Origin of the sequence: Pseudomonas sp. B16(2017) (assembly GCF_002113205.1) — a bacterium.
GTDB lineage: Bacteria > Pseudomonadota > Gammaproteobacteria > Pseudomonadales > Pseudomonadaceae > Aquipseudomonas > Aquipseudomonas pharyngis.
The window spans coordinates 182,210-208,776 of sequence record NZ_NEKA01000011.1; the positions used below are offsets into that span (position 1 = coordinate 182,210).

Here is a 26,567-nt window from a genome sequence, read left to right on the forward strand (position 1 = left end):
GAATCAATAATAAGAAGGCGGGGCTATGACTTCCTTGAGCACTCATCATCAGGACAAGGCGACGTTTCTCGAGCGCCTGATCTTCAACAACCGCCCGGCAGTGATCGTGATCTGCCTGCTGGTCAGCATTTTCCTGTTCTGGCAGGCCACGCTGATCCGTCCGTCCACCAGTTTCGAAAAGATGATCCCGCTCAAGCATCCGTTCATTGAAAAGATGATGGAGCACCGCAACGATCTGGCGAACCTGGGCAACACCGTGCGGATTTCGGTGGAAGCGAAGGACGGCGACATTTTCTCCAAGGAGTACATGGAGACCCTGCGTCAGATCAACGACGAGGTGTTCTACATCTCCGGCGTCGACCGTTCCGGCCTCAAGTCGCTGTGGAGCCCGAGCGTGCGCTGGACCGAAGTGACCGAGGAAGGTTTTGCCGGCGGCGAAGTGATCCCGCAGAGCTACAACGGCTCCCAGGACAGCCTCGATCTGCTGCGCAACAACGTGCTCAAGTCCGGTCAGGTCGGGCGTCTCGTGGCCAACGACTTCAAGTCGAGTATTGTCGACATCCCGCTGCTGGAGTCCTACCCGGACCCGCAGGATCAAGGCAAGCTGCTGGCGCTGGACTATCGCCAGTTCTCCCATGAGCTCGAAGACAAGATCCGCAACAAGTTCGAAGCGCAGAACCCCAACGTCAAGATCCACATCGTCGGTTTCGCCAAGAAGGTCGGTGACCTGATCGACGGCCTGGTGATGGTGGTGATGTTCTTCGGCATTGCCTTCGTCATCACTCTGATCCTGCTGCTGTGGTTCACCAACTGCCTGCGCAGCACCGTGGCGGTGTTGAGCACCACCCTGGTGGCGGTGGTCTGGCAACTCGGGTTGATGCACTTCTTCGGGTTCGGCCTCGATCCGTATTCGATGCTGGTGCCGTTCCTGATCTTCGCCATCGGCATTTCCCACGGCGTGCAGAAAATCAACGGTATCGCCCTGCAATCCGGTGAGGCGGACAACGCGTTGACGGCCGCACGGCGGACATTCCGTCAGCTGTTCCTGCCGGGGATGATCGCGATTCTGGCGGACGCCGTCGGCTTCATCACGCTGCTGATCATCGACATCGGCGTGATCCGCGAGCTGGCCATCGGCGCTTCCATCGGCGTGGCGGTGATTGTGTTTACCAACCTGATCCTGTTGCCGGTGGCGATTTCCTATGTCGGCATCAGCAAGCGCGCCATTGCCAAGAGCAAGAAGGACGCGCACCGCGAACATCCGTTCTGGCGCCTGCTGTCGAACTTCGCCAACCCGAAAGTCGCCCCAATCTCCATCGCTTTGGCGCTGGTCGCCTTCGGTGGCGGCCTCTGGTACAGCCAGAACCTGAAGATCGGCGACCTCGACCAGGGCGCGCCGGAACTGCGTCCGGACTCGCGCTACAACAAGGACAACAACTTCATCATCAATAACTACTCGACCAGCTCCGATGTGCTGGTGGTGATGGTCAAGACCAAGTCCGAAGGCTGCTCGCGTTATGAAGCCATGGCGCCGATCGACGAGCTGATGTGGAAGATGCAGAACACCGAGGGCGTGCAGTCGGCGATCTCGCTGGTGACCGTGTCCAAGCAGATGATCAAGGGCATGAACGAGGGCAACCTGAAATGGGAAACCCTGTCGCGCAACCCGGACGTGCTGAACAACTCCATCGCCCGGGCCGACGGCCTGTACAACAACAGTTGCTCGCTGGCGCCGGTGCTGGTGTTCCTCAACGACCACAAGGCCGAAACCCTGGATCGCGCGGTGCATGCGGTGCAGGACTTCGCCAAGGAAAACAACAAGGAAGGCCTGGAATTCATCCTCGCCGCCGGTAACGCCGGCATCGAAGCGGCCACCAACGAGGTGATCAAGAAGTCCGAGCTGACCATTCTGATCCTGGTGTACATCTGCGTGGCGGTGATGTGCATGATCACCTTCCGCTCGTGGGCGGCGACCCTGTGCATCGTGTTGCCGCTGGTGCTGACTTCGGTGCTGGGCAACGCGCTGATGGCGTTCATGGGTATTGGCGTGAAAGTTGCGACGCTGCCGGTGGTGGCGCTGGGCGTGGGGATCGGCGTGGACTACGGCATCTACATCTACAGCCGTCTGGAAAGTTTCCTGCGTGCCGGTTTGCCGTTGCAGGAAGCCTATTACCAGACCCTGAAATCCACCGGTAAGGCGGTGCTGTTCACCGGCCTGTGCCTGGCCATTGGTGTGTGCACCTGGATCTTCTCGGCGATCAAGTTCCAGGCCGACATGGGCCTGATGCTGACCTTCATGCTGCTGTGGAACATGTTCGGTGCGCTGTGGCTGCTGCCGGCGTTGGCGAAGTTCCTGATCAAGCCGGAGAAACTGGCAGGGCAGAAGGGCAATTCGTTGTTTGCTCACTGATCCGTTTGGCTGAAATGAAAAAGCCGCAACCTTGAAGGGTTGCGGCTTTTTTATGGGGCAAGATCAAAAGCCCCTCACCCTAGCCCTCTCCCGGAGGGAGAGGGGACTGACCGCAATGTCTCGCGTGATACATCGACCTGAAAAATCGAGTCGATTATGGATTAAAAGCGGATCGTTCAAGTCGGCGTATCTCTCAAGTATCCCCCAATCGGTTCCCTCTCCCTCTGGGAGAGGGCTAGGGTGAGGGCAAGCAGTCTCAAGGCTTACGAAAGATCCGCCCCCAGCACAACACTCAAGGCACTGCGCGCATCATCCAGCTGCACCAACGTCGCATGCCGCGCCCCCAACGCATCCCGATTCTCGATCGCCGTCAAAATCGCTTTGTGCCGAGGCAACGCCAGTTCATGCAGATTCGGCCGCTGATTGGAATGCTTCAGCGCCTCGGCAATCGCCACCGCGAGCATGTTGCACAGGTTCGCCAGCAAATCGTTGTGGGTCGCGTCGGCAATCCGGCTGTGAAAGTCCAGATCCGGCTGCAGCAACGCCTCAGGCGTTGGGGCCGCTTCCATGCGCTGGTAAGCCTCGGCAATCGACGCAATGTCGGCATCGGTCGCATGCTGGGCGGCGAGGGCGGCGGCGGCCGGTTCGATGATGCTGCGCACGCTGGTCAGGACGTTGAAGAACTCGTTCTGCGGGCTGCTTTGCATCAACCAGTGCAATACGTCCGGGTCGAGCATGTGCCATTCGCGGCGCGGCTTGACCACGGTGCCGACGCGGGGTTTGGAATACACCAGGCCCTTGGCGACCAGCACTCGCGTGGCTTCGCGCAACACCGGCCGGCTGACCGCGTACTCCTCGCAGAGCAGGGCTTCGGCGGGCAGTTTGTCGCAGGGCAGAAAACGTCCGGAAACAATCTGCATGCCCAGTTCCTGGACGATGCGCGAGTGCATGCTTTTACGGTCGGAAGGTTTGCGGTAATCCATGGGGAGTGGCGCGATCCTGAGCGATGGAGATGCCGCGCATCATAGCAGGCACGACACAATCTTGAGGCAGATACACACGCCAAATGTGGGAGCGGGCTTGCTCGCGAATGCGGTGTGTCAGCAATGCATATTTCGACTGGCACACCGAATTCGCGAGCAAGCCCGCTCCCACAAGGGGGGCGGTGTCAGTGGGAGTGGCGCGGGACTTCAGCCCCTCGGCAACCAACGAGGAAGTCGAAATCGCAACCCTGATCCGCCTGCAGCACATGGTCGATGTACAACTGACGATACCCACCCACCAACAGCTGCTGCGGCGGTTGCAGATCCGCCATGCGCGCCGCCAGTTCCGCGTCCGGAATATCCAGATGCAAACGCCCGCTGGCGCAGTCCAGCTCGATCCAGTCGCCTTCCTTCACCGCCGCCAAAGGCCCGCCGGCCGCCGCTTCCGGAGCTACGTGCAAGACAACGGTGCCATACGCGGTGCCGCTCATCCGTGCGTCGGAGATGCGCACCATGTCTGTCACTCCCTGCGCCAGCAGCTTGGCCGGCAAACCCATGTTGCCGACTTCGGCCATGCCCGGATAACCCTTCGGCCCGCAGTTCTTCATCACCAGAATCGAGTCCGCATCGACGTCCAGTTCCGGGTCGTTGATCCGCGCCTTGTACATGTCGAAGTTCTCGAACACGACGGCGCGGCCACGGTGTTGCATCAGTTCCGGCGTGGCGGCTGACGGCTTGAGCACCGCGCCCAGTGGCGCCAGGTTGCCGCGCAACACGCAGATACCGCCGTCGGCGCGGATCGGATTGTCGAGGGTGCGGATCACTTCGTCTTCACCGTAGATCGGTGCGTCCTTGGTGTTCTCGCCGATGGATTTGCCGTTGACGGTCAATGCATTTGGATTGGGAATCAGATTGGCCTCTCCGAGGCGGCGCAGCACGGCCGGCAAACCGCCCGCGTAGTAGAACTCCTCCATCAGGAAACGCCCGGACGGTTGCAGGTCGACGATGGTCGGCATGCCGCGACCGATGCGCGTCCAGTCGTCCAGATCCAGCTCGACGCCGATGCGCCCGGCGATGGCTTTGAGGTGGATTACCGCGTTGGTCGAACCGCCAATGGCCGCGTTGACCCGGATCGCGTTTTCGAAGGCTTCCTTGGTCAGGATCTTCGACAGTTTCAGATCCTCACGAACCATCTCCACCGCACGCATGCCGGACATGTGCGCCAACACATAACGCCGCGCATCCACCGCCGGAATCGCCGCGTTGTGCGGCAGGGACGTGCCCAGTGCTTCGGCCATGCAAGCCATGGTCGACGCGGTGCCCATGGTGTTGCAGGTGCCGGCCGAGCGAGACATGCCGCCCTCGGCCGCCAGGAAATCGTCAATCGTGATGGTGCCGGCCTTGACCTGTTCGCTGAGCTGCCAGACCACGGTGCCGGAACCGATGTCCTTGCCCTTGTGCTTGCCGTTGAGCATCGGCCCGCCGGTGACAACGATCGCCGGCACGTCGCAACTGGCCGCGCCCATCAGCAGGGCCGGGGTGGTCTTGTCGCAACCGGTCAGCAGCACCACGCCGTCAATCGGGTTGCCGCGAATCGCTTCCTCGACGTCCATGCTCGCCAGGTTGCGGGTGAGCATGGCGGTCGGGCGCAGGTTCGATTCGCCATTGGAGAACACCGGGAATTCCACCGGGAAGCCGCCAGCCTCGATCACTCCGCGTTTGACGTGTTCCGCGATCTGGCGGAAGTGCGCGTTGCACGGGGTCAGTTCCGACCAGGTGTTGCAGATGCCGATGATCGGCTTGCCGTGAAACTGATGGTCGGCGATGCCCTGATTCTTCATCCAGCTGCGGTACATGAAGCCGTTCTTGTCGGCCGTGCCAAACCATTGGGCGGAGCGCAGGGTGGGTTTCTTATCAGACATGATCGATTCTCTTATTGTAAGACTATTGTTTGCGAGCTTTGACTAAACATAAGCGCAAAATCGCCCGTTTGGAAGTGTTGTTGCGTAATTAGTATTACTATATAGTCGATTTCGACGGAGGGATGGCCCTGGCGGTTTTCCGCGAGAGGCGTCCCCCGAGGTTCCATAAAAACAACAATCGGAGACCGATCTCATGAGCCAGGAACTGCGGCTTGTCCGGCGCATCACGTTGAAACTGATTCCCTTCCTGATCCTGCTGTACCTGATCGCCTATGTGGATCGCTCTGCCGTCGGCTTCGCCAAGCTGCACATGGGCGCCGACATCGGTATCGGCGATGCCGCCTACGGCCTTGGCGCCGGGCTGTTTTTCATCGGCTACTTTCTGTTTGAAATCCCCAGCAACCTGATGCTCGAACGCTTCGGCGCGCGGCGCTGGTTCGCGCGGATCATGATCACCTGGGGCGCGATCACCATCGGCATGGCCTTCGTTCAGGGCCCGCACAGTTTCTACGTGATGCGCTTTCTGCTCGGCGCGGCGGAGGCGGGGTTCTTTCCCGGCGTTCTTTACTACATCACCCAATGGTTCCCGGTGCGCCACCGCGGCAAGATCCTCGGGCTGTTCATCCTGTCCCAACCCATCGCGATGATGATCACCGGCCCCGTTTCGGGCGGTTTGCTGGGCATGGACGGCATCCTCGGCCTGCATGGCTGGCAGTGGCTGTTCATCGTCATCGGCACCCCGGCGATCCTGCTGACCTGGCCGGTATTGCGCTGGCTGCCGGACGGCCCGCAGCAAGTGAAATGGATGGACCAGGCCGAGAAGGACTGGCTGACCGGCGAGTTGAAAAAGGACCTGCAGGAATACGGCCAGACGCGTCACGGCAATCCGCTGCATGCGCTGAAAGACAAACGCGTGTTGCTGCTGGCGCTGTTCTACCTGCCGGTGACCCTGAGCATCTATGGCCTGGGCCTGTGGTTGCCGACCCTGATCAAACAGTTTGGCGGCAGTGATCTGGTGACCGGTTTCGTGTCATCGGTGCCGTACATTTTCGGGATCATCGGCCTGCTGATCATTCCGCGCAGTTCCGACCGTTTGAACGACCGTTACGGCCATCTCGCGGTGCTCTATGTGCTGGGTGCCATGGGCCTGTTCCTCAGCGCCTGGCTGTCCTTGCCGGTGGCGCAACTGGCGGCGTTGTGTCTGGTGGCGTTCGCGCTGTTTTCCTGCACGGCAGTGTTCTGGACGCTGCCGGGCCGATTCTTTGCCGGTGCCAGCGCGGCGGCCGGGATCGCCTTGATCAACTCGGTGGGCAACCTCGGCGGTTACATCGGCCCGTTCGTGATCGGCGCGCTGAAGGAATACACCGGCAACCTCGCTTCGGGCCTGTACTTCCTGTCCGGGGTGATGGTGTTCGGGCTGATTCTGACGGGCGTCGTTTATCGCGTGCTGGAGCGCAAGCATGTGCTGCCGGTTGACCAATTCGCCGCCAGCGCACGGGGTGCGACGCGCACCTGAATCTGCAGAACCATACATAACCTATGTGGGAGCGGGCTTGCTCGCGAATGCGCTGGGTCAGCCACCCTCACAGTTGAATGACACACCGCTTTCGCGAGCAAGCCCGCTCCCACATAGGGACGGCGCTGAACTCAGGATTTGTATAGAGGAGAGGATTTATGCATCTGGTTCAATTCGAATTGAGTAACGGCGAGCGCCGTGTCGGGGTGGTCGAGGGCGGTCTGGTGCATGAAGTGCAGGATGCGCGCACGGTTCGTGATCTGGCACTGGCGGCAATCGAGGCCGGCAACATGCTCGCGCAGCAAGTGCAGACCCTCGGCCTGGGCATCAGCCATGATTACGCCGAGTTGCTGGCCCAACTGCGCATCCTGCCGCCGTTAGATCACCCGGACCCGGCGCACCTGCTGGTCAGCGGCACCGGCCTTACGCACCTCGGCAGCGCGTCGGCCCGGGACAAGATGCACCAGCAGGCCGGCGACGAAGCGGCGATGACCGACACCATGCGCATCTTCAAGTGGGGCGTGGAGGGCGGCAAACCGGCGGCGGGGCAGGCCGGGGTGCAGCCGGAATGGTTCTACAAGGGCGACGGCAGCATTGTCGTGCGTCCCGGCCAGCCGTTCCCGCTGCCGCCGTTTGCCGAAGACGCCGGCGAGGAGCCGGAGATGGCCGGCCTCTACATCATCGGCCACGACGGCAGGCCGTATCGCCTCGGGTTTGCGGTGGGCAACGAGTTCTCCGATCACGTCATGGAACGCAAGAATTACCTGTACCTGGCCCACTCCAAGCTGCGCAGTTGCAGCTACGGCCCGGAACTTCGCACGGGTGAATTGCCTCAACACCTGGCGGGCACCAGTCGCATCCTGCGCGACGGCGAAGTGCTGTGGCAGAACGAATTCCTCAGCGGCGAGGCCAACATGTGCCACAGCCTGGCGAACCTCGAATACCACCACTTCAAGTACCGCCAGTTCCTGCGTCCTGGCGACGTGCACATTCACTTTTTCGGCACCGCGACCCTGTCGTTTGCCGATGGCATCCGTACTCAACCGGGCGACGTGTTCGAAATCAGCCAGGCTGAATTCGGCGCACCGCTGGTCAACGGCATCGCCCCGGTTGCATCGGCATTTGAACCGGACAGCATCGGCACCCTTTAAGGAGATCCCATGACTCAGATTCTCGGTCACAACTACATCGGCGGTCGTCGCAGCGCGGCGGGCAACGTCAAGCTGCAAAGCGTCGACGCCACCACGGGCGAAGCACTGCCCCACGATTTCATTCAGGCCACGGAAGCGGAAGTCGACGCTGCCGCCAAGGCCGCTGCGGCGGCGTATCCGGCGTATCGCAGCCTCAGCGCCGAACGCCGCGCGCAGTTTCTCGATGCAATCGCCGATGAGCTGGACGCACTGGGTGATGATTTCGTCGCCGTGGTCTGCCGCGAAACCGCGCTGCCGGCCGGGCGGATTCAAGGCGAAAGAGGGCGCACCAGCGGTCAGATGCGCTTGTTCGCCAAAGTCCTGCGACGCGGTGATTTCTACGGTGCACGCATCGACCTGCCATTGCCGGATCGTCAGCCGTTGCCGCGTCCGGATCTGCGTCAGTACCGTATCGGCCTGGGGCCGGTGGCGGTGTTCGGCGCCAGCAATTTTCCGCTGGCGTTCTCTACTGCTGGCGGCGATACCGCGTCGGCGCTGGCGGCCGGTTGCCCGGTGGTGTTCAAGGCTCACAGCGGTCATATGGCCACAGCCGAACTCGTCGCCGACGCGTTGATCCGTGCAGCAGAAAAAACCGCTATGCCGGCCGGTGTGTTCAACATGATCTACGGCGGTGGCGTCGGCGAATGGCTGGTCAAGCATCCTGCGATTCTGGCCGTGGGTTTCACCGGCTCGCTGCGCGGCGGACGGGCGCTGTGTGACATGGCGGCCGCGCGGCCTCAGCCAATCCCGGTATTTGCCGAGATGTCGAGCATCAACCCGGTGATCGTGTTGCCCCAGGCACTGGCCGTACGTTCGGAAACCGTCGCCCGCGATCTGACCGCGTCGGTGGTGCAGGGCTGCGGTCAGTTCTGTACCAACCCGGGCCTGGTGATCGGCATTCGCTCAGCGCAATTCACCGCGTTCGTCGAGCAAGTCGCGGCGCTGATCGGCGATCAACCGGCGCAAACCATGCTCAATGCCGGGACGCTGGGCAGCTATGGCAAAGGCCTGGAAAAACTCTTGGCGCACGCCGGCATCGAGCATCTGGCGGGCAATCCGCAGCAGGGCAATCAGGCGCAGCCGCAGTTGTTCAAGGCCGATGTCAGCCTGCTGATCGATGGCGATGAAGTGCTGCAGGAAGAAGTGTTCGGCCCGACCACGGTGATTGTCGAAGTGGCCGACAAGGCGCAGTTGAGCGCGGCGTTGCAGGGCCTGCACGGGCAACTGACGGCGACCATCATCGGCGAGCAGACGGATTTCGAGCACTTCCCGGAGCTGACGCCGTTGCTGGAACAGAAGGTCGGACGGATCCTGCTCAATGGTTATCCGACCGGTGTCGAAGTCTGTGATTCGATGGTTCACGGCGGGCCGTATCCGGCGACCTCCGATGCTCGCGGCACCTCGGTGGGTACGCTGGCGATCGATCGATTCCTGCGTCCGGTGTGCTTCCAGAACTACCCCGACAGTCTGCTGCCGGAACCGCTGAAAAACGCCAACCCGTTGCGCATACAGCGGCTGGTGGATGGCAAGCCATCGCGCGACGCCCTCTAACCGCCGAACCCAGTCAATGTGGGAGCGAGCCTGCTCGCGATCGTCAGGCGACATGAATGTCGACTGATGCACCGCTATCGCGAGCAGGCTCGCTCCCACAGGCAGGGCTCAGCAGCTGCTTTGAGCTATCATTGCCCCTTTCCCCCTGAAAGACATGATTGCCATGACTGCCGTAACCGACACCCTTCTCAACGCCCTCGAACACTGCGGTATGGTCGAAATCGACGGCCTGCACGCTTTCGAATTCGCCCTCGACGAAGACGACAACCTGCACATCGAATGCATCGATGGCCGGGCAGCCAAGCATTGGGAGTTCACCCCGGCGCAGGTGGCAGCGGCGACGTTTGATCAAGATTTGCAGAGTTGGCTGATCGTCGGTTTTTCCAGCGACACCAAAACCGTTGGCGAGCACCGCTTGGTGTGCCTCGGTGATGTACTGAGCAGCGCCGACGACGAGGAAGAAACCGAATGAACATGCGTAAATTCTGGCCATTGCTGATGGCCGGCAGCGTCGGCGCGATGGGCCTTTCCAGTGCCTCGGCCGAGAGCTTCCAGTTTTTGGTGGGCTCCTACACCGCTGACACCAGCGAAGGCATTTACCGGATGAACTTCAACAGCGCCACCGGCCAGATCGACGCCAAGCCGCTGCAAGTGATCAAGAGTGAAAACCCGTCATGGCTGACCCTGTCGAAGGATCAGCGTCGGCTGTTCGTGGTCAACGAAAACGGCCCTGGGCAGAAAGACCCGGTCGGTCGCGTCAGCAGCTATGCCATCGATCCGAAAACCCACGCGCTGAGCTTGATCAATCAGGTCCAGAGCCTGGGCAACGAGCCGACCCATTCCAGCCTCAGCGGCGACGCCAGCCATCTGTTCGTCAGCAACTATTCGGTGATGGAAGATCCGGGCGGCACCCTCGCGGTATTGCCGGTGGGCAGCGACGGCAAGCTCAAACCGGTGGTGCAGATGAGCGCGCACCCGGCAAGCCGGATCAATCTCGAGCGTCAGGCCTCGAACCACGTGCACTCGACAGTTTCCTCGCCGGACGGTCGTTATGTGTTCTCCAATGACCTGGGCGCGGACAAGGTCTTTGTCTACCTGTTCGATCCCAAGGCCAACCCGGACTTGCCATTGACGCCGGCGATGACCGCTTCTGTGCCTTTGCCCGCCGGCAGCGGCCCGCGTCATCTGTTGTTCAGCGCCGACGGCAAACACGCCTGGCTGACCATGGAAATGAGCGCCCAGGTTGCGGTGTTCGATTACCACGACGGCGTGCTGACCCAGACGCAACTGGTCGATCTGGCGGCTGGTCAACCGACCTCGGACAAGGCTGCCGCCGCGTTGCACGCGTCCGCCGACGGCAAATTCCTCTATGTCAGCAACCGTGGCACCGCCAATCAGTTGCTGGTGTTTGCAATCGATCCGGCGTCCGGTCAGCTCAAAGAGTTGCAGCGACGTTCGGTGGAAGGTGATCACCCCCGTGAGTTCAGCCTCGACCCAAGCGGCAAATTCCTGCTGATTGCCAATCAGAAGAGCAACCAGATTGTCGTGGTCGAGCGCGACGGCAAGACCGGTCTGTTGGGCAAAACCGTGCAAAAACTGCCGATGGACGCCCCGAGCGACATCAAGTTTCTCGTGCGTCAATAAGCCGCAGGCCCCGTTCTACGGGGCCTGCGGCTTTGTATTAATCCTGCTGATAACAGGTAATGTTGCAAAGCATTTCAAGCGATCAACCCTCGAGCGTTAAGTTTGCTCCACGGCCCAACCGGGCAAGCAATCCAACTGAACACGAGGGTTACCGCCATGAACTTCAATCTCTTCTCCGTAATTGCCGCTTCCGCCATCTCCGCCACCGTGGCTCTGCCAGCCAGTGCCAACGTTGAAATCAGCGACAAAAAATCCCACACCCAGAGCTATACCCAGAAATACCTGCAACAAAGCGCCAACTTCTACGCCGCGCTGGATCACAAAGCTCAACACTGAAATTTCCGTCACGCCCTGGAACTGCCCAAGGCTGCGATCCTTTGATCTTGTTTCCTGAAAAGCAAAATCAAAAGATCGCAGCCTTGGGCAGTTTTTGTCTGCGCCCCGACCAACGATAGCTATTTTCAAACGGCGAGATAGACCGGCTAAATAATCAACGAAGCTGATGGTTACTATGGAAAACCCTGAGTGGTTACCCCGGCTTTTTTGATCGATTCTGTGGACCTCGAAACATTGTCCACGGAGCACACATCATGGCCAGTTCAATCATCACTTCCGCCAAACGCGGCGCCTACGTGGCCATCGGTCTGTACCTGGTCATGGTGCTGTTTGTCAGTCTGGCGTCGCAGTCGCAACACAGCTTCGAAGCACCGATCGACGTCGCACATCCCGGCATCCAGTTCGAACTTCGCTCGCAAAACGCAGCGGTCGGTTCAGCTGAACTCGCGGGAGTCGGCGGAGCATGAAAGGCTACAGACTCTGGGTCATTGCCGGACTGGCGTTCATGACCAACGGCGCTTCCCTGTTGGGATTTGGCCAAGGCTCGGTCGGCGGGCTGGCCCGGGCCATAGAGGCCAACCACAACATCGCGCACAACATCGAACGGGCCAATGCGCTGGGGCTGCTGGCCGGCAATCCGCCAGCGAAAACCGCCAGCGGTTTTCTCGGCCCGTTCGAAGTGGATTGTTCGGCCATCGGCATGTGTGAAGTGCTGGCGTAACGCGCCTACTTTTTCATGATGCCGGTGAACAGCTCCGATTCCAGAAACCGCTGCAACCAGGCCTGCAACCGCACGTAAGGCGTCTGCGCAAACCAGTCACGATCAACATGGGCGAACTGGCGAACGAACGGCAACAGCGCGATGTCGGCCAGGCTTGGATGCGCGGTCAACAAGTAATCGCAACCCTCGAGCAGCTCATCGAGCCGCTGCAAGAACAACGCACCTTCCGCCCGATAAACCTCCAACGGCTGTTCCGGATAACGCTCGGCGTACTTGTAGCGATTCAGGTGAATCTTGAACACTTGATCGTTGGCCTCGATCAACTCGGCGATCCTTGAATCGCCACCCAGCAACCAGTTATCCGGATCATTCTGCGCCAGCGCCCAGTGCATGATCTCCAGGCTCTCGTCGATCACCTGACCGTCCGCGTCCAGCACCGGCACCGTGCCCTTGGGCGAGATCGCCAGCATCTCGGCCGGTTTGGCTTTCAGGCTGACTTCGACGATCTCCACCGGCACACCCGAATAACGCAGGGCCATCCGTGCCCGCATCGCGTACGGGCAGCGGCGGAACGAATACAGCGTGTTCATTTCACCTCCAGTGTGCTCAAACCGTTGCCTTGGCGCTGTACCTGAATCTGCACCGGAATCCGCTCGTGCATTTCCTGCACGTGGGAAATCACCGCGACCTTGCGCCCCTGCGCCTGCAAGCCATCAAGAGCGTCCATGGCCAGTTGCAGGGATTCCGGATCGAGACTGCCGAAGCCTTCGTCGATGAACAGCGATTCGATCTTCAACGTGCTCGACGCCATCGAAGCCAGGCCCAGGGCGAGGGCCAGCGACACCAGAAACGTTTCGCCGCCGGACAGCGAATGCACCGAGCGCAGTTCGTCGCCCATCTCCGTGTCCATCACCAGCAGGCCGAGCATGCTGCCGCCGCGCTTGAGGCGGTAGCGCTTGACCAGTTGCCGCAGCTGCACGTTGGCGTGATGCACCAGCAGGTCGAGGTTGTAGGCCTGGGCGATCTTGCGGAAGGTGTCGCCAGTGGCCGAGCCGATCAGCGCATTGAGCCGCGCCCAGCGCTGATATTCGGCATAGGCATCGGCGATCTGCTGCGCCAGCGCCTGATTGGCGTTCTGGCGGCGCTGGTCTTCGGCCTGCTCGGCGCGCAGTTCGGCGCATTGCTGTTCGCTGGCCGTGCACTGGTTTTGCAGGTCGGCGAGGGCGCTGGCGAGTTGTTCGGCGTCCAGGTTGCCGTTGTGTTGGCCCTGATGTTCGAGCAGACGCTGATCGCGTTCCTGCACCAACACCGTGGCCTGTTCAACGGCTTTTTCGTTGCGCTGCAAGCGCTGGCGCAGCTCATCAACTTGCGCGTCATCAATCCGCAGCAGGTCTTCGAGGCCGCCGTCATCCAGCTCCGGATGACGGGCGCGCCAGTCGGCAATCTTGCCGGCCAGTTCGCGGTCTTCGGTTTCCAGCGCTTGCAGACGCTCTTGCTGCGCCTTTAGTTCGGCGGCGATTTGCACCCACTGCGTACGCGCTTCCTGCAACGCCTGAGTCGTCGTGGATTCGGCGTTGCGCGCCTGTTCCACGGCCTGTTCCAGTTGCTGCTGCCAATGCTCGGCGCAGGTGTGCTCGCCGAGCAATTGCGCCAGTTTTTCCTGGCTGGCGAGTTGCTGTTCGGTCAGCGTGTTGAGTTGCTGTTCAGCGTTTTGCAGCTGCTGCACACGGCCCTGTTGGCGGTCCTGTTCTTTCTCGAGCGTCTGCTGGCGTTGTTGCTGTTCGGCCAGCTCTTCCTTCTGCTGATCGACTTGCGCCAGACGTTCGGCAATCTGCCGGTCAAGTTGCATGAAGGTGGCAGCCGGCTCGGCGCGCAAGGCATCGAGGGTGTCGCTCGGCAGCAGTGTGGCAAAGGCCGCCAGCTCTTCGTCCAGACGCTGGCGGTCAGCGCTCAGTTCGCGTTGCTGATTGCTCAGGTGCTGCGCTGCTTGCTGGTGCGCCGTCTCGGCCTGACGCAATTGCTGGGTCAGTCGCGCCGCATCCTGTTGCAGCGTGAGCAGGGCGGTCTGGCGCTGTTCGTCCTGGGTGATGCTCTGGTTCAGTTGTTCATTCTGGCGAGTCAGCCACGCAGCGCGTTTGTCACTGTCCTGATTCAGCAAGGACGCCGCCAGCGGATGCGCCTCGATACTCGGCGTCAGCGCCTGCTGCTGGGCGGCCAGTTGTTCCTGCTGTTGCAGCAACTCTTTCTGTTGGGCAATCACGCCACCGACACTGGCACGCAGCTCGGTGAGTTTTTCCTTCAGGTGATCGACTGCTTGCTGCGCGCTGGCCTGCTCGCTTTCATCGTGACGGCCGAGGCTTTGCAGCAGGGCTTCCGGCTGGTGATACGGATGCTCGTTGCTGCCGCAGACCGGGCACGGTTGGTCGTCCTGCAACTGCGCGCGCAGCTCTTCGACACTGGCACTGCGGGCCAGACGCTGACGCTCGAGCAGTTCACGGGTGACGTTGAGGGTCTGTTCGGCGACGGTCAGCTCGGACTTGCTTTTCACCCCGTCCTGGGTCAGGCGCTCGCGTTCCTGTTGCGCATCGAGCTGACGCTGTTGCAGCTCGGCACTGCGTTTGTCCAGCTCCTGCTGACTGGCCCACAGGCGCGTCAGGTCCTCGACGGCGCGCAATTGCTTGCGGTTGTCCTGCAACAGATTGCCGAGGATGCCGATCTGCTCGGCAACGGCATCAGGCTCAGCGCCGGCCTCTTTGAACAGCACTTCCAGCTGCTGCTTTTGCGTGGCGAGCGCTTCGCTGGCGCGGGCGGCGTTTTCTTCGAGGGAAGCGAGTTCGCTTTCGCCCTTGCTCAACCGATTGCCGATCAGCATCAGTTGCTGCAAACGGTCGCGATAGGCATTCCACGCTTCGCTCAACGGTGCCAAGTGAGCGCTTTGCTCAAGATCGACGGCGATGCGCTGCAAGCGTTCGGCGACCTGTTTTTGCTGATCGAGCAGGGACTGGATCGTGCTTTGGCCCTGGGCGCAGGCTTGCTCTGCGGCGTGCTTCGCTTCGGTGCCGGACGTAACGTCCTTGGCGAGGCGGGCGAGGGTGCTTTGCTCCTCGAAAGCCTGGCGCAACAGCGGCGCGCTTTCGCTCAGCTGCGTTTGCGCCTGGGTCAGGGCGATCTGCGCTGCGGCGAGATCCTGTTCCAGTCGAGTCTGGCGCTCAGCCAGTTCGCTTTGTTGCCGGGTGTGCGCGCTGATCTGTTCCGCCAGTGGCGTCAGCAGTACATCCAGTTCGGTTTTGCGGGCGAACTGGTGCCGTTGCGGGGCGAGCTGTTCCAGGCGTGTCAGTTTCAGACGTTCACCGGCCAGCGATTCGCGTTCATGCTCGGCGCTGCGTAGTTGTTCAGCGGCGGCTAGCTGCGAGTCTTGCAGCCGCAGCAGCTCCTTGAGCCAGTCGTGCTGTTGCTCGATTTGCCTGAGCTGCGCCTGCTGCAACTTCAGTTGTTGCTGGGCGGCGTTGAAGCGCTCGTCCAGCTCCGCGCGGGCCTCAGGGGTCAGCGGAGTCACGCCGGTGGCCTGATCCTGCAACTGCTTGTGGGCTTCGCGGGCCTCTTTGGTCTTGTCGAACGCGCGACGGCCGAGGCGGGTGTAGAGCGCGGTGTCGGTGAGTTTTTCCAGCAGTTCACTGCGGTCGTTGTCGTCGGCCTTGAGGAAGGCGCTGAATTCGCTCTGGGCCAGCAGCACGGCGCGGGTGAACTGTTCGAAGTTCAGGCCCAGCGCGGCCTCGAGCTGAGTCTTGTACTCGCCTTTCTGGCTGGCGAGCAGTTGATCCTGATCGATGTCGCGCAGGCTCTGACGGCTGGCCTGCAACTTGCCACCGGCCTTTTCCCGGGCGCGGTTGGCTTCCCAGCGCGCGCGATAGCGACGGCCATCGACGCCGACAAAATCAACCTCGGCAAATCCTTCGCCCGTACCACGACGCAGCAGGGTGCGCGGGTCACCGGTGGCGATTTCGCCGTCGGCGTCCGGCACCTTGGCGTCACGCCCGGTGTTGTTCAGTCGCGGCACGGCACCGAACAGCGCCAGGCACAAGGCGTCGAGCAGGGTACTTTTACCGGCGCCGGTCGGGCCGGTGATGGCGAACAGGCCGGCGCTGGCCAGCGGTTCGGCGGTGAAATCGATTTCGAACGGGCCCGCCAGTGAGGCGAGGTTCTTCAAACGAATGGCGAGAATCTTCATGGCTGCTCGCCCTCCATCTGTACGTCTTGCAGCAGTTCGGCGAAGTCCTTGAGGGTTTGCTCGTCGACTTCGCTGCCGTAGTTGTCGAGCCAGGCGCGGCTGAACAATTCCTGCGGTGTGAGCTGGTCCAGTTCGATCAGCGCGCTGCCGTCTTCGGCGCCATCAGCGCCACGGTTGCCGGCGTATTCGGCAGCGATCCGTACCAGTCGCACAGCCTTGCCTTGCAAGGCGCTTTCGACCTGATGGCGCAGATCCGGTTGTGGCTCGTCGAGGCGCACCCGCACTTCCAGCCACGGCTGGCGCTGGGTTTCGGCGAGCAGGTCGATATTCGGCAGGTCCGCCAGTTGCAGCAGGATTTCCGCCAGCGGCGCAGGGCCGAGGCGTTGCAGATTGACGGAGCGGGGGATCAGCATTGGCTCGACGCTGACCAGGGTTTCGCCGTCCAGAACAACGTCGAGCACCTGGTGCTGATAACTGATTTCCGAAAACGACAACGGGATCGGCGAGCCGCTGTAGCGAATTCTTTCTTCGCCATTGACCTTCTGCGGCTTGTGCAAATGGCCGAGGGCGACATAGCTGATGCTCGGCCCGAACAGGCTGGCAGGCAGCGCTTCGGCGTTGCCGATGATCAGGCTGCGTTCGGAGTCTTCCGACACCGAGCCGCCAGCCATGTGCGCATGGCTGATGGCGACCAGCGCCTGGCCCGGTTGGCGCTTGGCGTTCGCCGCTTCGATCAGCCATTCATGCACCTGGCCAATGCCGCGCAAATAGTTGTCGCCCAGATGCGCGCCGGTCACTTCGGCAGGCCGCAGGAACGGCAGCGCCAGGCACCATGCAGCGATTTCACCGGTGGCGTCCGGCAGCGGCAACAGCAGGCGTTCCGCATCCAGCTGCCCGTCGTCCAGCCATAACACCCGGCCCAGCGCATGGGTACGCAAACGCCGCATCAACGGCGCGGGCAGTTCGATCCGCGAACCGGAATCGTGGTTGCCGGCGATCATCACGATGGTCAGCAACGGTTGCTGTTCGTGGGCGCTGACGATGAAATCGTAGAGGCGTTCCTGGGCTTTGACCGGCGGATTGACCGTGTCGAAGATGTCGCCGGCAATCAGCAGCACGTCCGGCTGCGCCAGCTTCAATTGGCGCAGCAGCCACTCGAGAAAACAGGCGTGCTCGAAATCGCGCTCCTGGCCGTGCAGGTTTTGCCCAAGGTGCCAGTCGGAGGTGTGAAACAGACGCAAGGCTGACTCCGCAATATAAAAAGGTGATGGCCGCCGAGATGAGAGGGCGGCGAAAGAGGGGAGAGTTTACAGATTATTGCGGCGGGTAGGCTTGTCCGGGAGATGGCGGCCGCGATCTCGGTGACCCCATTAATTGACGACTCGGCACCGGTTACCTACCATCGCGCCACTATATTGATATCGTTTTTGGGGTCTGGCGACTCGTCGTGCTTCAACCCGCACGCCACGATAGCTCACAGAGACATAGAGTCTGGAGCAAGCGTAATGAAACGGGTTAATTCGATACCTTCCGTTACTGACAATCCAGCGTATTTTTCCTGGAAAAAACAGTGGTCGAATCAGGAAGGCCTGGACGTTTATTCGTACATCTTCGATCAATGCCAGCCCGAACATATTCTGTTGTTTTCAAAAATGCTTTTCCCGGATTTTGTGGTGAAAGAGGGTGGCGTATTTTTAGCGCGGAATTTCTCGACTGAAGTGCTTGATAGGTGTTCTGGCCTTACCTCTGGTGATATTTCAAAGACTGAAAAGTTATTGAATGTTGTGAGGATCTATGACGTTTTTGGCCAGGTTGCTGCTGGTGTTTCGGATGACGTGTTTCTTCAATTGTGCAATGTGATCGGTTTCGCGTGGCGCATGGTGCTGAAAGAAAAATTTCCAGAGAAGGTGTTTTGTGTAGAGGTGTCGAACTCGGAGCAGAACTATGGCCCGGATATTACTTTCTACCAGGTTGGATCGTTGAGTCCGGGAGCCGAGGCATGAGGTTTCGGGACCTGGAGCAAGGACCGGATGTTTACGGGCCCCCGGTAAAGCTCTCGTCGTTGGATGAATGGTATTTGTCCGTGCGCGATACGCCCTTGGATTGCTTGAGTGTGGGAGATGTCTGTCGTGCATTGAGGCAGGATTTGCATGTGCGGGAATTGTTGCCCATCGGCATCGCTTTACTGACCGAAGACGTCCTGGAAGGCGATAGATATGACGGAGAATTGCTGGTCGCGCTGGCGGGTTTGAGAACTGTGTATTGGCACGAGAATGTCGAAGCATCCCGCAAGGCTGTTGTGGCTGTGGCCGAAGTGAATCGCTTGAGTGCTGACGCTGAGCTGTTAAAGGCTGCTTCAGCCCTGACAGGTTGCTTGAGATGACTATGATTTTTAGCTTGTTGGGTCGCGGTGATCTGGGATTGATTCGCGCTGGTATGACGCGAGACCAGTCCCGAGCGACCCTTGGTGGAAAGTTTGATGAGTTTTTCAAGACTGAAGATTCGGCAGTGCCGACGGATGCTTATGATGATCTAGGCGTTCACATGTACTTTGATGAGAGTTTCATTGTCGTTGGTGTTGAATTTTTAAAGTGGAGTGAGCTTGTTTGGGGGGATCAGAAACTGGTCGGTGAAGACGCTTTGGTGATACAGCGGTTTCTGAAAAGCCGAGGACAAACGCTGGTTTTCAACAACTCGGGTTTTGATGTTGTTGATATGGGTTTGAAGTTTTACGTGCCTGACTTCGAAGAAGATGACGCCATCGTCGAGGCTGTGTATGTAGAGCTTTATCGCGCCTGATGAAGACTTCAAAAGTAATTAAGGTCGCAGAATCCTTGAGTGTTGTGCTGATTGATCGACTTGGGCAGGAATCACTTTTCGATGAGGCTGAGTGCTCGAGAAATATCTATTTAATAGATGAAGCCGGTCGTAGGGTTTGGCAAGTCTTTTCTGACTTTGACGCCCATGCAGGTCCCTTCACAAATATCATCCTCAATGAGAGGGGGCTTAAAGGTTATAGATGGGATGGTGGTATGTATGAGATTGATATCGAAACGGGAAGGGCGGTTCCTGGCGAGTTTATGAAGTAGGTGCTAACAGACAATGAGCTAGATAAAAGTGGAAATTCGTTGCTCAGGATCGAAAAGCGAAAAAGGCGATAAATGACCGCAGGGGTTGCGATGAAGGATGGAGAAGTGTTCCGAAAGACGTTGATTGACTTGATTGCCGAAAAGTGGGGCACTTTCGAGGCTGAGAGTTGGGCGGCCGACTATAGGCTGAATTGGAATGACGAACTGTCGGAATTGATGGGTAACGCTGTGTCCGATGTTTCGAGAGTCGCGCAAGCATTGAAAAATAAAGATGACGTTGAGTTGTGTGTGGCGGCGGGGAGGGCGCGTACGGGTTTTTTGGATCTGTCAAATTTTTTTAGAGGAATATTTGATGATTTCGATGCATTGGTCAGAGAAGCCGAGTGGCAAGAAATACCTGACGACTATGTTTACGACAAGACATGAAAGTGAAAGGAAAGGGGGGCTTTTTTATTAAATAAATCTGTCCCTTTTTTTACTATGTTTGAGGATTGCTGTGAAAGCTAACAAGGCAATGGAATCGCTGCTGGCTGACCTGCCACTCGTTGTTATCGAGGGTGAGCTAGAGCGTATTGCACGTTCTGATTTTGTCGAGCGTGATGGTTGTATTTTTATCGCAGCTCTGAATCCTCAAAGTCATATGAGCCTCGATAGCTTCCCTGATAGAACCGGTTATGAGTGTTTCGTGAACTCGGTTCATATTGATGATTATGTCAGCGATGATTTATTAGCCACCGCTATTTCCTGGTTGTCCCTGGTACTTGATCAATGGAATAAATTCGGTCTGCCGGGTGTTCTTCAGGGGAGCGTTTCAACCGACGAATTCGGTGCAACGGTCAAGGTTCATGTGCTCCGACCTGATGAGCCCTGGTTGGGCGATGACCTTGAGGGGTATGAGCAAGCAGTGCTTACTGTTAACTCGGGTGACATGGGATTTCTTGCCCAGTAGCAAAAGGGGACAGATTTATTTGATTAAATAAATCTGTCCCCTTTTTGTCTTGACTCCGCAATATAAAGAGGTGATGGCCGCAGGAAAAAAACGCGGCGAAAAAAGAAGAGAGTTTACGGGCAAAAGCCTCTATTGGACTGCAACTACTTCGGATAAAGCGGCGGCAACCCACTATCACCGACCGGATCCTGCACCCGCTCCGCCGTCGGAATCGTCCGGATCGCCCGCCACAGATCCTCACCCTGCCAATGCTGCCCGGTCTCGCTGTACAGCGCGCCGTTCAGCCCGTCGAGCGCATCCGACAACGGCACAAAACGCGCCGCCATGTCCGCCAGGGTTTCCGGCTGCTGGCGGGCCCAGGCGTCGAGGGCCTGGCGGGTGGCGTGGGGGTCGTTGGCCTGGCTGGCGCGTTTGATGTCGTCGAGCAGGGTGCGCGGGCTCGGGCCGGTTTGCGCGGCGCGCAGGATTGCCGGTTGCCAACGGGCACGCCACCAGAGGCCGAAGCCGAGCAGGGTGGTGCAGGCGAAAACGAACGTGCTGAGCTTCCACCACCACAAGGCTTCGCTGTCGGCGGCGCTGAGCGGTTGCGCGTTGCCCGCCGGGGTGTCGACTTGCAGGCTCGGGTTGTTCGCCACCTGCAGGGTGCGCGCTGGCAGGCTGGTGTGTTCCAGGTGATCTTCGAAGGTGTTCCACCAGACCACGTCCACCGTTGGCAACTCGATCGCGCCGCTGCGGCTCGGCACCAGCGCTTCACGTTCTTCACGACTGCCGATCAGGCCTCGATCGCTGCTCTGGTTGTTCAGCACCGGTTGATCCGGGTAGCGGCGCAGGCCGTTGGCTTCGGTGGCGGGCAGGGCGGGCAGTTGCGAACTGGCCAGGCCTTCGACCTTGAGGGTCAGGCTGCGGGTCAGGGAGTCGCCGACCTGAGTGTGATCCGGCTCCGGGTTCCAGCTTTCGCTCAGGCTCAGGCTGCGGGCCGGCAGCCACGGCGCATCGCTGGGGTAGGTCATCGGTTTCGGTTTGACCGTCAGCGAAGTCGCGGCGGAGCTGATGTGCATCAGTTTGCCCGGTTTCGGCCCCTGCGCCGTAGCGTCCTGCGCGGGTTGGGTATCGACCAGTGTGGCGCTGAAGGTTTGCGGGGCGATGCTCAGCAAGCCGCTGTGCTGCGGATAGATCGCGTAGCGCATCTCGATCACGCCGTGGCGCACACCGTTGATGTCTTTTTCGTAGGTGCGCATGTCGCCCAGTTGCTCGATGCGCGCGTCGGCGATCTGCAACGGCGTCAGGCTGCTGTCATCGTACAGCGACACCGAATGGTAGATGCGCAACGTCAGGATGGCCTGGGCCTGCACGTAGACGCTGGTCTGGTCGAGACTGGCTTCGATGAACACCGGTTCGCGGGCATTGTTCTCTTCGCGGGTGTCGCTCTCGATCACCTGCACGGTGATCGGCTGGCTCTCGACGTCGCCCAGTTTCAGCGGCGGGATTTCAACGCTGCCGTTCTGCTTGGGCAGCAATGTGATGATCCAGCGCGTGGTAGCGCGGTTGTCATCGTTTAGCGTGTTCAACTGGTTGACCTGACGCGTGCCGCGCACTTCGAACAGCGGCTCCAGCGGGCTCAGGTCCGGTTTGCCGAACTGCGTGACATCGTTGGATTCGAGGGTGAGTTCGACCGTCTCGCCGGAGTTCAGGCGACTGCGATCCACACTGGCCGTCAGCTCGGCCGCCTGGGCGGTGGCCGTGCAGATCAGCAGGGGCAGCAAGAGAGCGGTGAAACGGGTCATCGAATGTTTTCCTGATCCTGATGTTGTTGCTGTTCGTACCAGAATTTGCGTCGCAGCAGTTCGCCCGGATCATCCGGGATCTTGCCCAGCCATTGTTCCAGCGCCTGCTGTTGCTCGCCTTCGAGGGTGTCCTCATTGGGGCGCAGCAGCGGCGGGGTGTTGTGTTCCTCGCCCGGTTCGCTGTCCGGCAGCTCGTTGGCACCCGGCAGCAGCGGAGTGGTCGGTGGCGGTTCGCTGGCGGATTCGCCGGTCTGCGGCTCGCTGTGCGTTTCGCTTTTGACCGCTGGTGGTGGTGCGGTCTGTGGCGGTGGTTCGTCGCCCGGAATGTTTTGCTGCGCCGGTTTGTCTTGTGGTTCGGCCGGCGGCGGGGCGTTTTTCTGTTTCAGCAGGTTTTCCACCAGCGCCTTGTTGGTCAGCGCCGGACGCAGATCCGGCTGGCGTTCCAGGGCCTGTTCGTAGGCATCCAGCGCCGCTTCCAGCTCGCCGCTTCTGGCCAGGGCATTGCCACGATTGTAGTGGGCGTGGGCGTCATTGCCCTCGGCGAAACGCTGAGCGGCGCCACTGTAGTCGCCGGCCTCGTACAACGCCACCCCTTGCCATTGCGGATCTTCGAAATGCTTCGCCGCCTCGGCCGGGCGCTTCTGTTTGAGCAGGTGCAAGCCTTGTTGATCGGGACGCAGCCACAGGTCTTCGAAGTCGAAGGCATAGCTCGGTTGCGGCAACGCGAGCAGCAACGGCAGGCAGAACAGCCAGCCACGCCGCCCTGCGCACGCGGCGAGCAACAACAGCGGCAACAGCAGCCAGTAACCCTGATCGGCCCAGGTGTCGAGGCGCACGGTCTGGCCATCGTCGCGCAGGCTGCGCGGGCCATCGAGCAGGCCGAGGTCGCCAAGATCGGATTCATCCAGCCGTGCGCTGCGGTACTCGCCGCCGACCGCGTTGAGAAATGCGCCGAGGCCCGGGCTGTCGAGTTGCGGCACGCGGATTGCGCCCTGGGCATCCTTGAGGAAGCTGCCGTCTTCCTGCGCAATCGGCGCGCCCTCGGCGGTGCCGACACCGAGCATCAACAACTGCGCCGATTGGCCGCTCAGCGCATTGCGAATGCCTTGACGTTCTTCTTCCGACAGCGAAGAGCCGATCAGCAGAATCCGCCCCTGACCCAACGCACCCTGCTTGAGCAACGCCAACGCCTTGCCCACTGCCAGATCGGCGCGATGGCCGCTTTCCGGCATCAGCGAAGGCTTGAGCGCGTCGAGCAGGTTGCGGCTGGTCGCCAGGTCATCCGACAGCGGCACCAGCGTATGGGCGCTGCCGGCGTAAACGACGATGGCGGTCTGGGCGTCGCTGCGCACCTGCAACAGGTCGAACAGCTTGCGCCGGGCCTGTTCCAGTCGCGTTGGTGGCGAGTCGGTGGCGAGCATTTCCGGGGTCAGCTCCAGCACCACCACCAACGGGTCGGCGGGTTTCTGGCTGGTCTGTTCGACCCGTTCCCAGCTCGGCCCGAGCAACGCCAGAATCGTCAGCAGCCAGGCCACGCTCAGGGCGACCCACGGCAACTTGCTGTCACGACCGCTGCCACCACTGAGCAGCGTGGCGTGGAAGGCCGGCGGCAGAATCATCTGCCAGCGACCGGCGCGTTTCTGCCGGTGCCAGAGCTGCCAGATCAGCCAGCCGAGCAACGGCAGCAGCAACAGCCACCAGGGACGGAACCAGTGCGGCCACAGGTCGATCATCGGCGCCTCCGCAAACGCAGACGCTTGAGGCGCTCGCGCCAGTCAGGCAGGGGGCTTTGCAGATACAGCTCCTTGGTGAACAGCCGTTGCAGCGGGTTGTCCGGCCACAACACTCGGGCCACCAGCAAAATGCTCAGCAGCAGCGCGAATGCCAGCGGCCATTGATACAACGCCTGCGCCGGGCGGGCCTGGGTCGGTTGCTGAGTCACCGGTTCGAGCTGGTCGAGGGTGTCCTTGATCGCTTGCAGCTCCCTGCCATCGCGGGCACGGAAATAGCGCCCGCCCGTGACCTCGGCGATGGCCTTGAGCGCCGGTTCGTCGAGATCGAGGGTCGGGTTGCCGCCGAGCAACGCCGTGGCGCCGCTTTCTTCGGGATCGGCGCCGATGCCGATCGGGTAGATTTTCACGCCTTCGCTGGCGGCCAGTTTTGCGGCGGTCAGCGGGTCGATTTCGCCGCCATTGTTCGCGCCGTCGGTGACCAGAATCAGCACCCGGCTCTGGGCCGGACGCATGCGCAGGCGCTTCAGGGCCAGACCGATGGCGTCACCAATCGCGGTGTTCTTGCCGGCAATGCCGATCCGCGCCTCATCGAGCCAGACCCGAACGGTGCGTCGGTCAAACGTCAGGGGTGCTTGCAGATAAGCCTGGCTGCCAAACAGGATCAGACCGACGCGGTCGCCATCGCGGCTTTCGAGAAAATCACCGAGCAAATGCTGAACCAGCGACAGACGACTGACGTCTTCGTCGTTCCATTGCATGTCCGGGAAATCCATCGAGCCGGACACGTCCACGGCTACCAGCAGATCACGACCGCTGGCGGCAATCGGCAGCGGTTCGCCGAGCCATTGCGGGCGTGCGGCGGCGGTCAGCAACATCAGCCACAACAACAGAAACGGCGCCTGTTGGCGCCACGCTGGCAGATTGGCCCGGGCGCGGCGGCGGGCGAGGCCTTCGAGGTCGCCCAGGAAGCTCACTTTCAACGCCGGCTCACCGCTGTCGGCCACCGGCAGCACAAGGCGCATCAGCCACGGCAGCGGCAACAGCAGAAAAATCCACGGCCAAGCGAACTCAAACATGTTTGCGGATCCAGGTGTCGACTGCCTGGGTCAGGCCGGCGATGGCTTTGTCGTCTAGCTTGCACTCGGGTTTATAGGCGCCTTCGACGAGCACCATCCAGCGGGTCAGGCCGGCGGCGGGGCAACGATTGTCGAGAAACGCCAGCCATTTGCGGCCGTTGAGGGTATGGCTCTGGCTGTAGGGATAGTGGTTGCGGCACAGGCGCTTGAGCAGGCCGTTGAGCTGCTGCAGCCAGGCGCCGGCCGGGGCGCCGTCGTAGGGTTTGGGCATCTGCGCCAGTTCGGCGAGTGCAGCGATGCGCACCGGGTCCAGTGGCAATTCGGCGCGCACGACCGGTTTTTTCTTGATCGGAATGAAACGCCGCAGCCGCCAGGCTGCAAAACCAATCACCGGCAACAGCAAAAGCAGCAACCACCAGCCCGGTGCCGGCGGCCAGAAGGCAATCGGTGGCGGGGAGATCAGCGGTTGCAGTTGTTCGAGGCCGTTCATCGACCTTTCCCCGGACGCTGCGGGTTAAGGAACTCGCGCATCTGCTCGACCATTTCGCTCTGGGTGCTCAGCGGCATCAGCAGCACGCGCAGCTTCTGCGCGAGCAGTTCCCAGCGAGCGATCCGCGCTTCAGCCTGGGCGCGATAGGTCTGGCGCAGATCGAAGTTCAGGGTGTCGAGTTCCAGCTGCGCGCCGCGCTCGGCGAACCTCAGCAGTCCGGCGGCGGGCAGGGCGTGATCCAGCGGATCGGACAGCGGCAGCATCAACAGGTCGCAATGGCGCGACAGCAGGCTCAATTGCTGCTCAGCGCTGTCGGACAGTGCGCGCTCGTCGCAGATCACGATCACCAGACTGCCCGGTCGCAGCACTTCACGGGCCCGGCGCAACGCCACGCCAAACGCATCGCGATCCGGCTCCCGCTCGCTGTGCAGCGACTGGTTGACCTTCACCAGCCGGTTGAGCAGCTGCAACAGGCTCTGCTTGCTACGCCGCGGTTTGATTTCGTAATGCTCGTTGTCGCCGAACACCAGCCCGCCAACCCGGTCGTTGTGGCCCAGCGCCGCCCAACCGATCAGCGCCGCAGCCTGCGCCGCGAGCACCGACTTGAACATCAGCCCGGAGCCGAAAAACAGCCGCGTGCTTTGCTCGACCATGATGAAAATCGGCCGTTCGCGTTCTTCATGGAACAGCTTGGTGTGCGGTTCCTGCGTCCGCGCGGTGACGCGCCAGTCGATGGTGCGCACGTCGTCGCCGGCCTGATAGACCCGCACCTGATCGAAGTCGACGCCGCGACCACGGAATTTCGAGTGATGCAGGCCGATCAGCGGGCTGCGCTGGCTCGGCGTGGAAAACAGCTGCACTTCGCGCACGCGGTGACGCATCTCGATCAGCTCGGCGAGGCTGATGCGGATGCCCGGTTCGGACGGCAGGGAGGCGTTCATCGAG

25 protein-coding genes are annotated in these 26,567 nt (G+C 60.8%); 15 read left to right on the forward strand and 10 right to left on the reverse strand.

Annotation, left to right across the window (positions count from 1 at the left end; all coding sequences use genetic code 11):
- The first annotated feature begins 25 nt into the window (after positions 1-25).
- On the forward strand, positions 26-2,410 hold the full coding sequence (locus tag CAG25_RS20050; RefSeq protein WP_085610539.1) for an RND family transporter: 2,385 nt from the start codon (positions 26-28) through the stop codon (positions 2,408-2,410).
- Positions 2,411-2,673: 263 nt separating this feature from the next.
- On the opposite strand, the gene CAG25_RS20055 is transcribed toward CAG25_RS20050, so the two are convergent.
- Positions 2,674-3,393: a FadR/GntR family transcriptional regulator gene (locus CAG25_RS20055; RefSeq protein WP_011334609.1), complete on the reverse strand. Its 720-nt coding sequence runs from the start codon at positions 3,391-3,393 to the stop codon at positions 2,674-2,676.
- 185 nt (positions 3,394-3,578) lie between these two features.
- Positions 3,579-5,315 (reverse strand): IlvD/Edd family dehydratase, encoded by a 1,737-nt coding sequence (locus tag CAG25_RS20060; RefSeq protein ID WP_064380416.1) that lies wholly within the window; start codon positions 5,313-5,315, stop codon positions 3,579-3,581.
- 193 nt (positions 5,316-5,508) lie between these two features.
- Here CAG25_RS20060 and CAG25_RS20065 point away from each other — a divergent pair, with 193 nt between their 5' ends.
- The 8 genes from CAG25_RS20065 to CAG25_RS20100 all read left to right on the forward strand — a co-directional run bounded on the left by CAG25_RS20065 (position 5,509) and on the right by CAG25_RS20100 (position 12,273).
- The gene (locus tag CAG25_RS20065) at positions 5,509-6,831 is read left to right on the forward strand and encodes an MFS transporter (RefSeq protein WP_085610538.1); all 1,323 of its coding nucleotides are present in this window, start codon (positions 5,509-5,511) and stop codon (positions 6,829-6,831) included.
- Positions 6,832-6,989: 158 nt separating this feature from the next.
- Entirely contained in the window at positions 6,990-7,982 is a 993-nt protein-coding gene (gene araD1, locus CAG25_RS20070) for an AraD1 family protein (RefSeq protein ID WP_085610537.1), read from the forward strand.
- A gap of 9 nt (positions 7,983-7,991) precedes the next feature.
- A complete protein-coding gene (locus tag CAG25_RS20075) occupies positions 7,992-9,572 on the forward strand; it encodes an aldehyde dehydrogenase (NADP(+)) (protein ID WP_085610536.1) in 1,581 nt (526 codons plus the stop codon).
- Between the two features lie 163 nt (positions 9,573-9,735).
- Positions 9,736-10,044 (forward strand): DUF5629 family protein, encoded by a 309-nt coding sequence (locus CAG25_RS20080; RefSeq protein WP_085610688.1) that lies wholly within the window; start codon positions 9,736-9,738, stop codon positions 10,042-10,044.
- Positions 10,041-11,216 (forward strand): lactonase family protein, encoded by a 1,176-nt coding sequence (locus CAG25_RS20085; RefSeq protein WP_085610535.1) that lies wholly within the window; start codon positions 10,041-10,043, stop codon positions 11,214-11,216. The genes CAG25_RS20080 and CAG25_RS20085 overlap by 4 nt, the downstream gene beginning before the upstream one ends.
- 156 nt (positions 11,217-11,372) lie before the next feature.
- Entirely contained in the window at positions 11,373-11,552 is a 180-nt protein-coding gene (locus CAG25_RS20090) for a hypothetical protein (protein WP_007941320.1), read from the forward strand.
- A 254-nt stretch (positions 11,553-11,806) separates the two neighbouring features.
- Complete coding sequence (locus CAG25_RS20095) at positions 11,807-12,019, forward strand: hypothetical protein (RefSeq protein ID WP_064380404.1); 213 nt, start codon at positions 11,807-11,809, stop codon at positions 12,017-12,019.
- Entirely contained in the window at positions 12,016-12,273 is a 258-nt protein-coding gene (locus tag CAG25_RS20100) for a hypothetical protein (RefSeq protein ID WP_039766855.1), read from the forward strand. The genes CAG25_RS20095 and CAG25_RS20100 overlap by 4 nt, the downstream gene beginning before the upstream one ends.
- A 5-nt stretch (positions 12,274-12,278) precedes the next feature.
- Here CAG25_RS20100 and CAG25_RS20105 read toward each other — a convergent pair whose 3' ends face one another.
- The 3 genes from CAG25_RS20105 to CAG25_RS20115 are packed head-to-tail and all read right to left on the reverse strand — an operon-like array spanning position 12,279 to position 17,742.
- A complete protein-coding gene (locus CAG25_RS20105; RefSeq protein ID WP_085610534.1) occupies positions 12,279-12,863 on the reverse strand; it encodes a glutathione S-transferase in 585 nt (194 codons plus the stop codon).
- A complete protein-coding gene (locus CAG25_RS20110) occupies positions 12,860-16,501 on the reverse strand; it encodes an AAA family ATPase (RefSeq protein ID WP_085610533.1) in 3,642 nt (1,213 codons plus the stop codon). The genes CAG25_RS20105 and CAG25_RS20110 overlap by 4 nt, the downstream gene beginning before the upstream one ends.
- The gene (locus CAG25_RS20115) at positions 16,498-17,742 is read right to left on the reverse strand and encodes an exonuclease SbcCD subunit D C-terminal domain-containing protein (RefSeq protein WP_085610532.1); all 1,245 of its coding nucleotides are present in this window, start codon (positions 17,740-17,742) and stop codon (positions 16,498-16,500) included. Before CAG25_RS20115 ends, CAG25_RS20110 begins: the two co-directional genes overlap by 4 nt.
- A gap of 264 nt (positions 17,743-18,006) precedes the next feature.
- On the opposite strand from CAG25_RS20115, the gene CAG25_RS20120 reads away from it, so the two are divergent.
- From CAG25_RS20120 to CAG25_RS20145, 6 genes are all read left to right on the forward strand, one after another.
- The gene (locus CAG25_RS20120) at positions 18,007-18,504 is read left to right on the forward strand and encodes a hypothetical protein (protein ID WP_064597228.1); all 498 of its coding nucleotides are present in this window, start codon (positions 18,007-18,009) and stop codon (positions 18,502-18,504) included.
- Positions 18,501-18,884, forward strand: a complete 384-nt coding sequence (locus CAG25_RS20125) for a contact-dependent growth inhibition system immunity protein (protein ID WP_064597226.1) — start codon at positions 18,501-18,503, stop codon at positions 18,882-18,884. Before CAG25_RS20120 ends, CAG25_RS20125 begins: the two co-directional genes overlap by 4 nt.
- The gene (locus tag CAG25_RS20130; protein WP_143491836.1) at positions 18,881-19,300 is read left to right on the forward strand and encodes a hypothetical protein; all 420 of its coding nucleotides are present in this window, start codon (positions 18,881-18,883) and stop codon (positions 19,298-19,300) included. The genes CAG25_RS20125 and CAG25_RS20130 overlap by 4 nt, the downstream gene beginning before the upstream one ends.
- Positions 19,300-19,590, forward strand: a complete 291-nt coding sequence (locus CAG25_RS20135; protein WP_064597220.1) for a hypothetical protein — start codon at positions 19,300-19,302, stop codon at positions 19,588-19,590. Before CAG25_RS20130 ends, CAG25_RS20135 begins: the two co-directional genes overlap by 1 nt.
- Positions 19,591-19,662: 72 nt before the next feature.
- Positions 19,663-20,016, forward strand: coding sequence for a hypothetical protein (locus tag CAG25_RS20140; protein WP_085610531.1), 354 nt, complete (start codon positions 19,663-19,665; stop codon positions 20,014-20,016).
- 70 nt (positions 20,017-20,086) lie between these two features.
- Positions 20,087-20,539 (forward strand): hypothetical protein, encoded by a 453-nt coding sequence (locus tag CAG25_RS20145; RefSeq protein ID WP_237233725.1) that lies wholly within the window; start codon positions 20,087-20,089, stop codon positions 20,537-20,539.
- Between the two features lie 143 nt (positions 20,540-20,682).
- Here CAG25_RS20145 and CAG25_RS20150 read toward each other — a convergent pair whose 3' ends face one another.
- From CAG25_RS20150 to CAG25_RS20170, 5 genes are read right to left on the reverse strand one after another with little or no spacing between them, the layout of a single operon-like run.
- Positions 20,683-22,323, reverse strand: a complete 1,641-nt coding sequence (locus tag CAG25_RS20150; RefSeq protein ID WP_085610530.1) for a BatD family protein — start codon at positions 22,321-22,323, stop codon at positions 20,683-20,685.
- Positions 22,320-24,056 carry a tetratricopeptide repeat protein gene (locus tag CAG25_RS20155; RefSeq protein WP_085610529.1) on the reverse strand — a complete coding sequence of 579 codons (1,737 nt, stop codon included), beginning with the start codon at positions 24,054-24,056 and terminating at the stop codon, positions 22,320-22,322. Before CAG25_RS20155 ends, CAG25_RS20150 begins: the two co-directional genes overlap by 4 nt.
- Positions 24,053-25,132 carry a VWA domain-containing protein gene (locus CAG25_RS20160; protein ID WP_085610528.1) on the reverse strand — a complete coding sequence of 360 codons (1,080 nt, stop codon included), beginning with the start codon at positions 25,130-25,132 and terminating at the stop codon, positions 24,053-24,055. Before CAG25_RS20160 ends, CAG25_RS20155 begins: the two co-directional genes overlap by 4 nt.
- Entirely contained in the window at positions 25,125-25,622 is a 498-nt protein-coding gene (locus tag CAG25_RS20165) for a DUF4381 domain-containing protein (RefSeq protein WP_085610527.1), read from the reverse strand. The genes CAG25_RS20160 and CAG25_RS20165 overlap by 8 nt, the downstream gene beginning before the upstream one ends.
- Positions 25,619-26,563, reverse strand: a complete 945-nt coding sequence (locus tag CAG25_RS20170) for a DUF58 domain-containing protein (RefSeq protein ID WP_007959332.1) — start codon at positions 26,561-26,563, stop codon at positions 25,619-25,621. The genes CAG25_RS20165 and CAG25_RS20170 overlap by 4 nt, the downstream gene beginning before the upstream one ends.
- Positions 26,564-26,567: the final 4 nt, after the last annotated feature.

What these genes read in the sequence shown, in the direction of transcription:
- CAG25_RS20050 (WP_085610539.1), top strand. Translation starts at nt 26, where the DNA reads ATGACTTCCTTGAGCACTCATCATCAGGACAAGGCGACGTTTCTCGAG.
- CAG25_RS20055 (WP_011334609.1), bottom strand. Translation starts at nt 3,393, where the DNA reads ATGGATTACCGCAAACCTTCCGACCGTAAAAGCATGCACTCGCGCATC.
- CAG25_RS20060 (WP_064380416.1), bottom strand. Translation starts at nt 5,315, where the DNA reads ATGTCTGATAAGAAACCCACCCTGCGCTCCGCCCAATGGTTTGGCACG.
- CAG25_RS20065 (WP_085610538.1), top strand. Translation starts at nt 5,509, where the DNA reads ATGAGCCAGGAACTGCGGCTTGTCCGGCGCATCACGTTGAAACTGATT.
- araD1 (WP_085610537.1), top strand. Translation starts at nt 6,990, where the DNA reads ATGCATCTGGTTCAATTCGAATTGAGTAACGGCGAGCGCCGTGTCGGG.
- CAG25_RS20075 (WP_085610536.1), top strand. Translation starts at nt 7,992, where the DNA reads ATGACTCAGATTCTCGGTCACAACTACATCGGCGGTCGTCGCAGCGCG.
- CAG25_RS20080 (WP_085610688.1), top strand. Translation starts at nt 9,736, where the DNA reads ATGACTGCCGTAACCGACACCCTTCTCAACGCCCTCGAACACTGCGGT.
- CAG25_RS20085 (WP_085610535.1), top strand. Translation starts at nt 10,041, where the DNA reads ATGAACATGCGTAAATTCTGGCCATTGCTGATGGCCGGCAGCGTCGGC.
- CAG25_RS20090 (WP_007941320.1), top strand. Translation starts at nt 11,373, where the DNA reads ATGAACTTCAATCTCTTCTCCGTAATTGCCGCTTCCGCCATCTCCGCC.
- CAG25_RS20095 (WP_064380404.1), top strand. Translation starts at nt 11,807, where the DNA reads ATGGCCAGTTCAATCATCACTTCCGCCAAACGCGGCGCCTACGTGGCC.
- CAG25_RS20100 (WP_039766855.1), top strand. Translation starts at nt 12,016, where the DNA reads ATGAAAGGCTACAGACTCTGGGTCATTGCCGGACTGGCGTTCATGACC.
- CAG25_RS20105 (WP_085610534.1), bottom strand. Translation starts at nt 12,863, where the DNA reads ATGAACACGCTGTATTCGTTCCGCCGCTGCCCGTACGCGATGCGGGCA.
- CAG25_RS20110 (WP_085610533.1), bottom strand. Translation starts at nt 16,501, where the DNA reads ATGAAGATTCTCGCCATTCGTTTGAAGAACCTCGCCTCACTGGCGGGC.
- CAG25_RS20120 (WP_064597228.1), top strand. Translation starts at nt 18,007, where the DNA reads ATGAAACGGGTTAATTCGATACCTTCCGTTACTGACAATCCAGCGTAT.
- CAG25_RS20125 (WP_064597226.1), top strand. Translation starts at nt 18,501, where the DNA reads ATGAGGTTTCGGGACCTGGAGCAAGGACCGGATGTTTACGGGCCCCCG.
- CAG25_RS20130 (WP_143491836.1), top strand. Translation starts at nt 18,881, where the DNA reads ATGACTATGATTTTTAGCTTGTTGGGTCGCGGTGATCTGGGATTGATT.
- CAG25_RS20135 (WP_064597220.1), top strand. Translation starts at nt 19,300, where the DNA reads ATGAAGACTTCAAAAGTAATTAAGGTCGCAGAATCCTTGAGTGTTGTG.
- CAG25_RS20140 (WP_085610531.1), top strand. Translation starts at nt 19,663, where the DNA reads ATGACCGCAGGGGTTGCGATGAAGGATGGAGAAGTGTTCCGAAAGACG.
- CAG25_RS20150 (WP_085610530.1), bottom strand. Translation starts at nt 22,323, where the DNA reads ATGACCCGTTTCACCGCTCTCTTGCTGCCCCTGCTGATCTGCACGGCC.
- CAG25_RS20155 (WP_085610529.1), bottom strand. Translation starts at nt 24,056, where the DNA reads ATGATCGACCTGTGGCCGCACTGGTTCCGTCCCTGGTGGCTGTTGCTG.
- CAG25_RS20160 (WP_085610528.1), bottom strand. Translation starts at nt 25,132, where the DNA reads ATGTTTGAGTTCGCTTGGCCGTGGATTTTTCTGCTGTTGCCGCTGCCG.
- CAG25_RS20165 (WP_085610527.1), bottom strand. Translation starts at nt 25,622, where the DNA reads ATGAACGGCCTCGAACAACTGCAACCGCTGATCTCCCCGCCACCGATT.
- CAG25_RS20170 (WP_007959332.1), bottom strand. Translation starts at nt 26,563, where the DNA reads ATGAACGCCTCCCTGCCGTCCGAACCGGGCATCCGCATCAGCCTCGCC.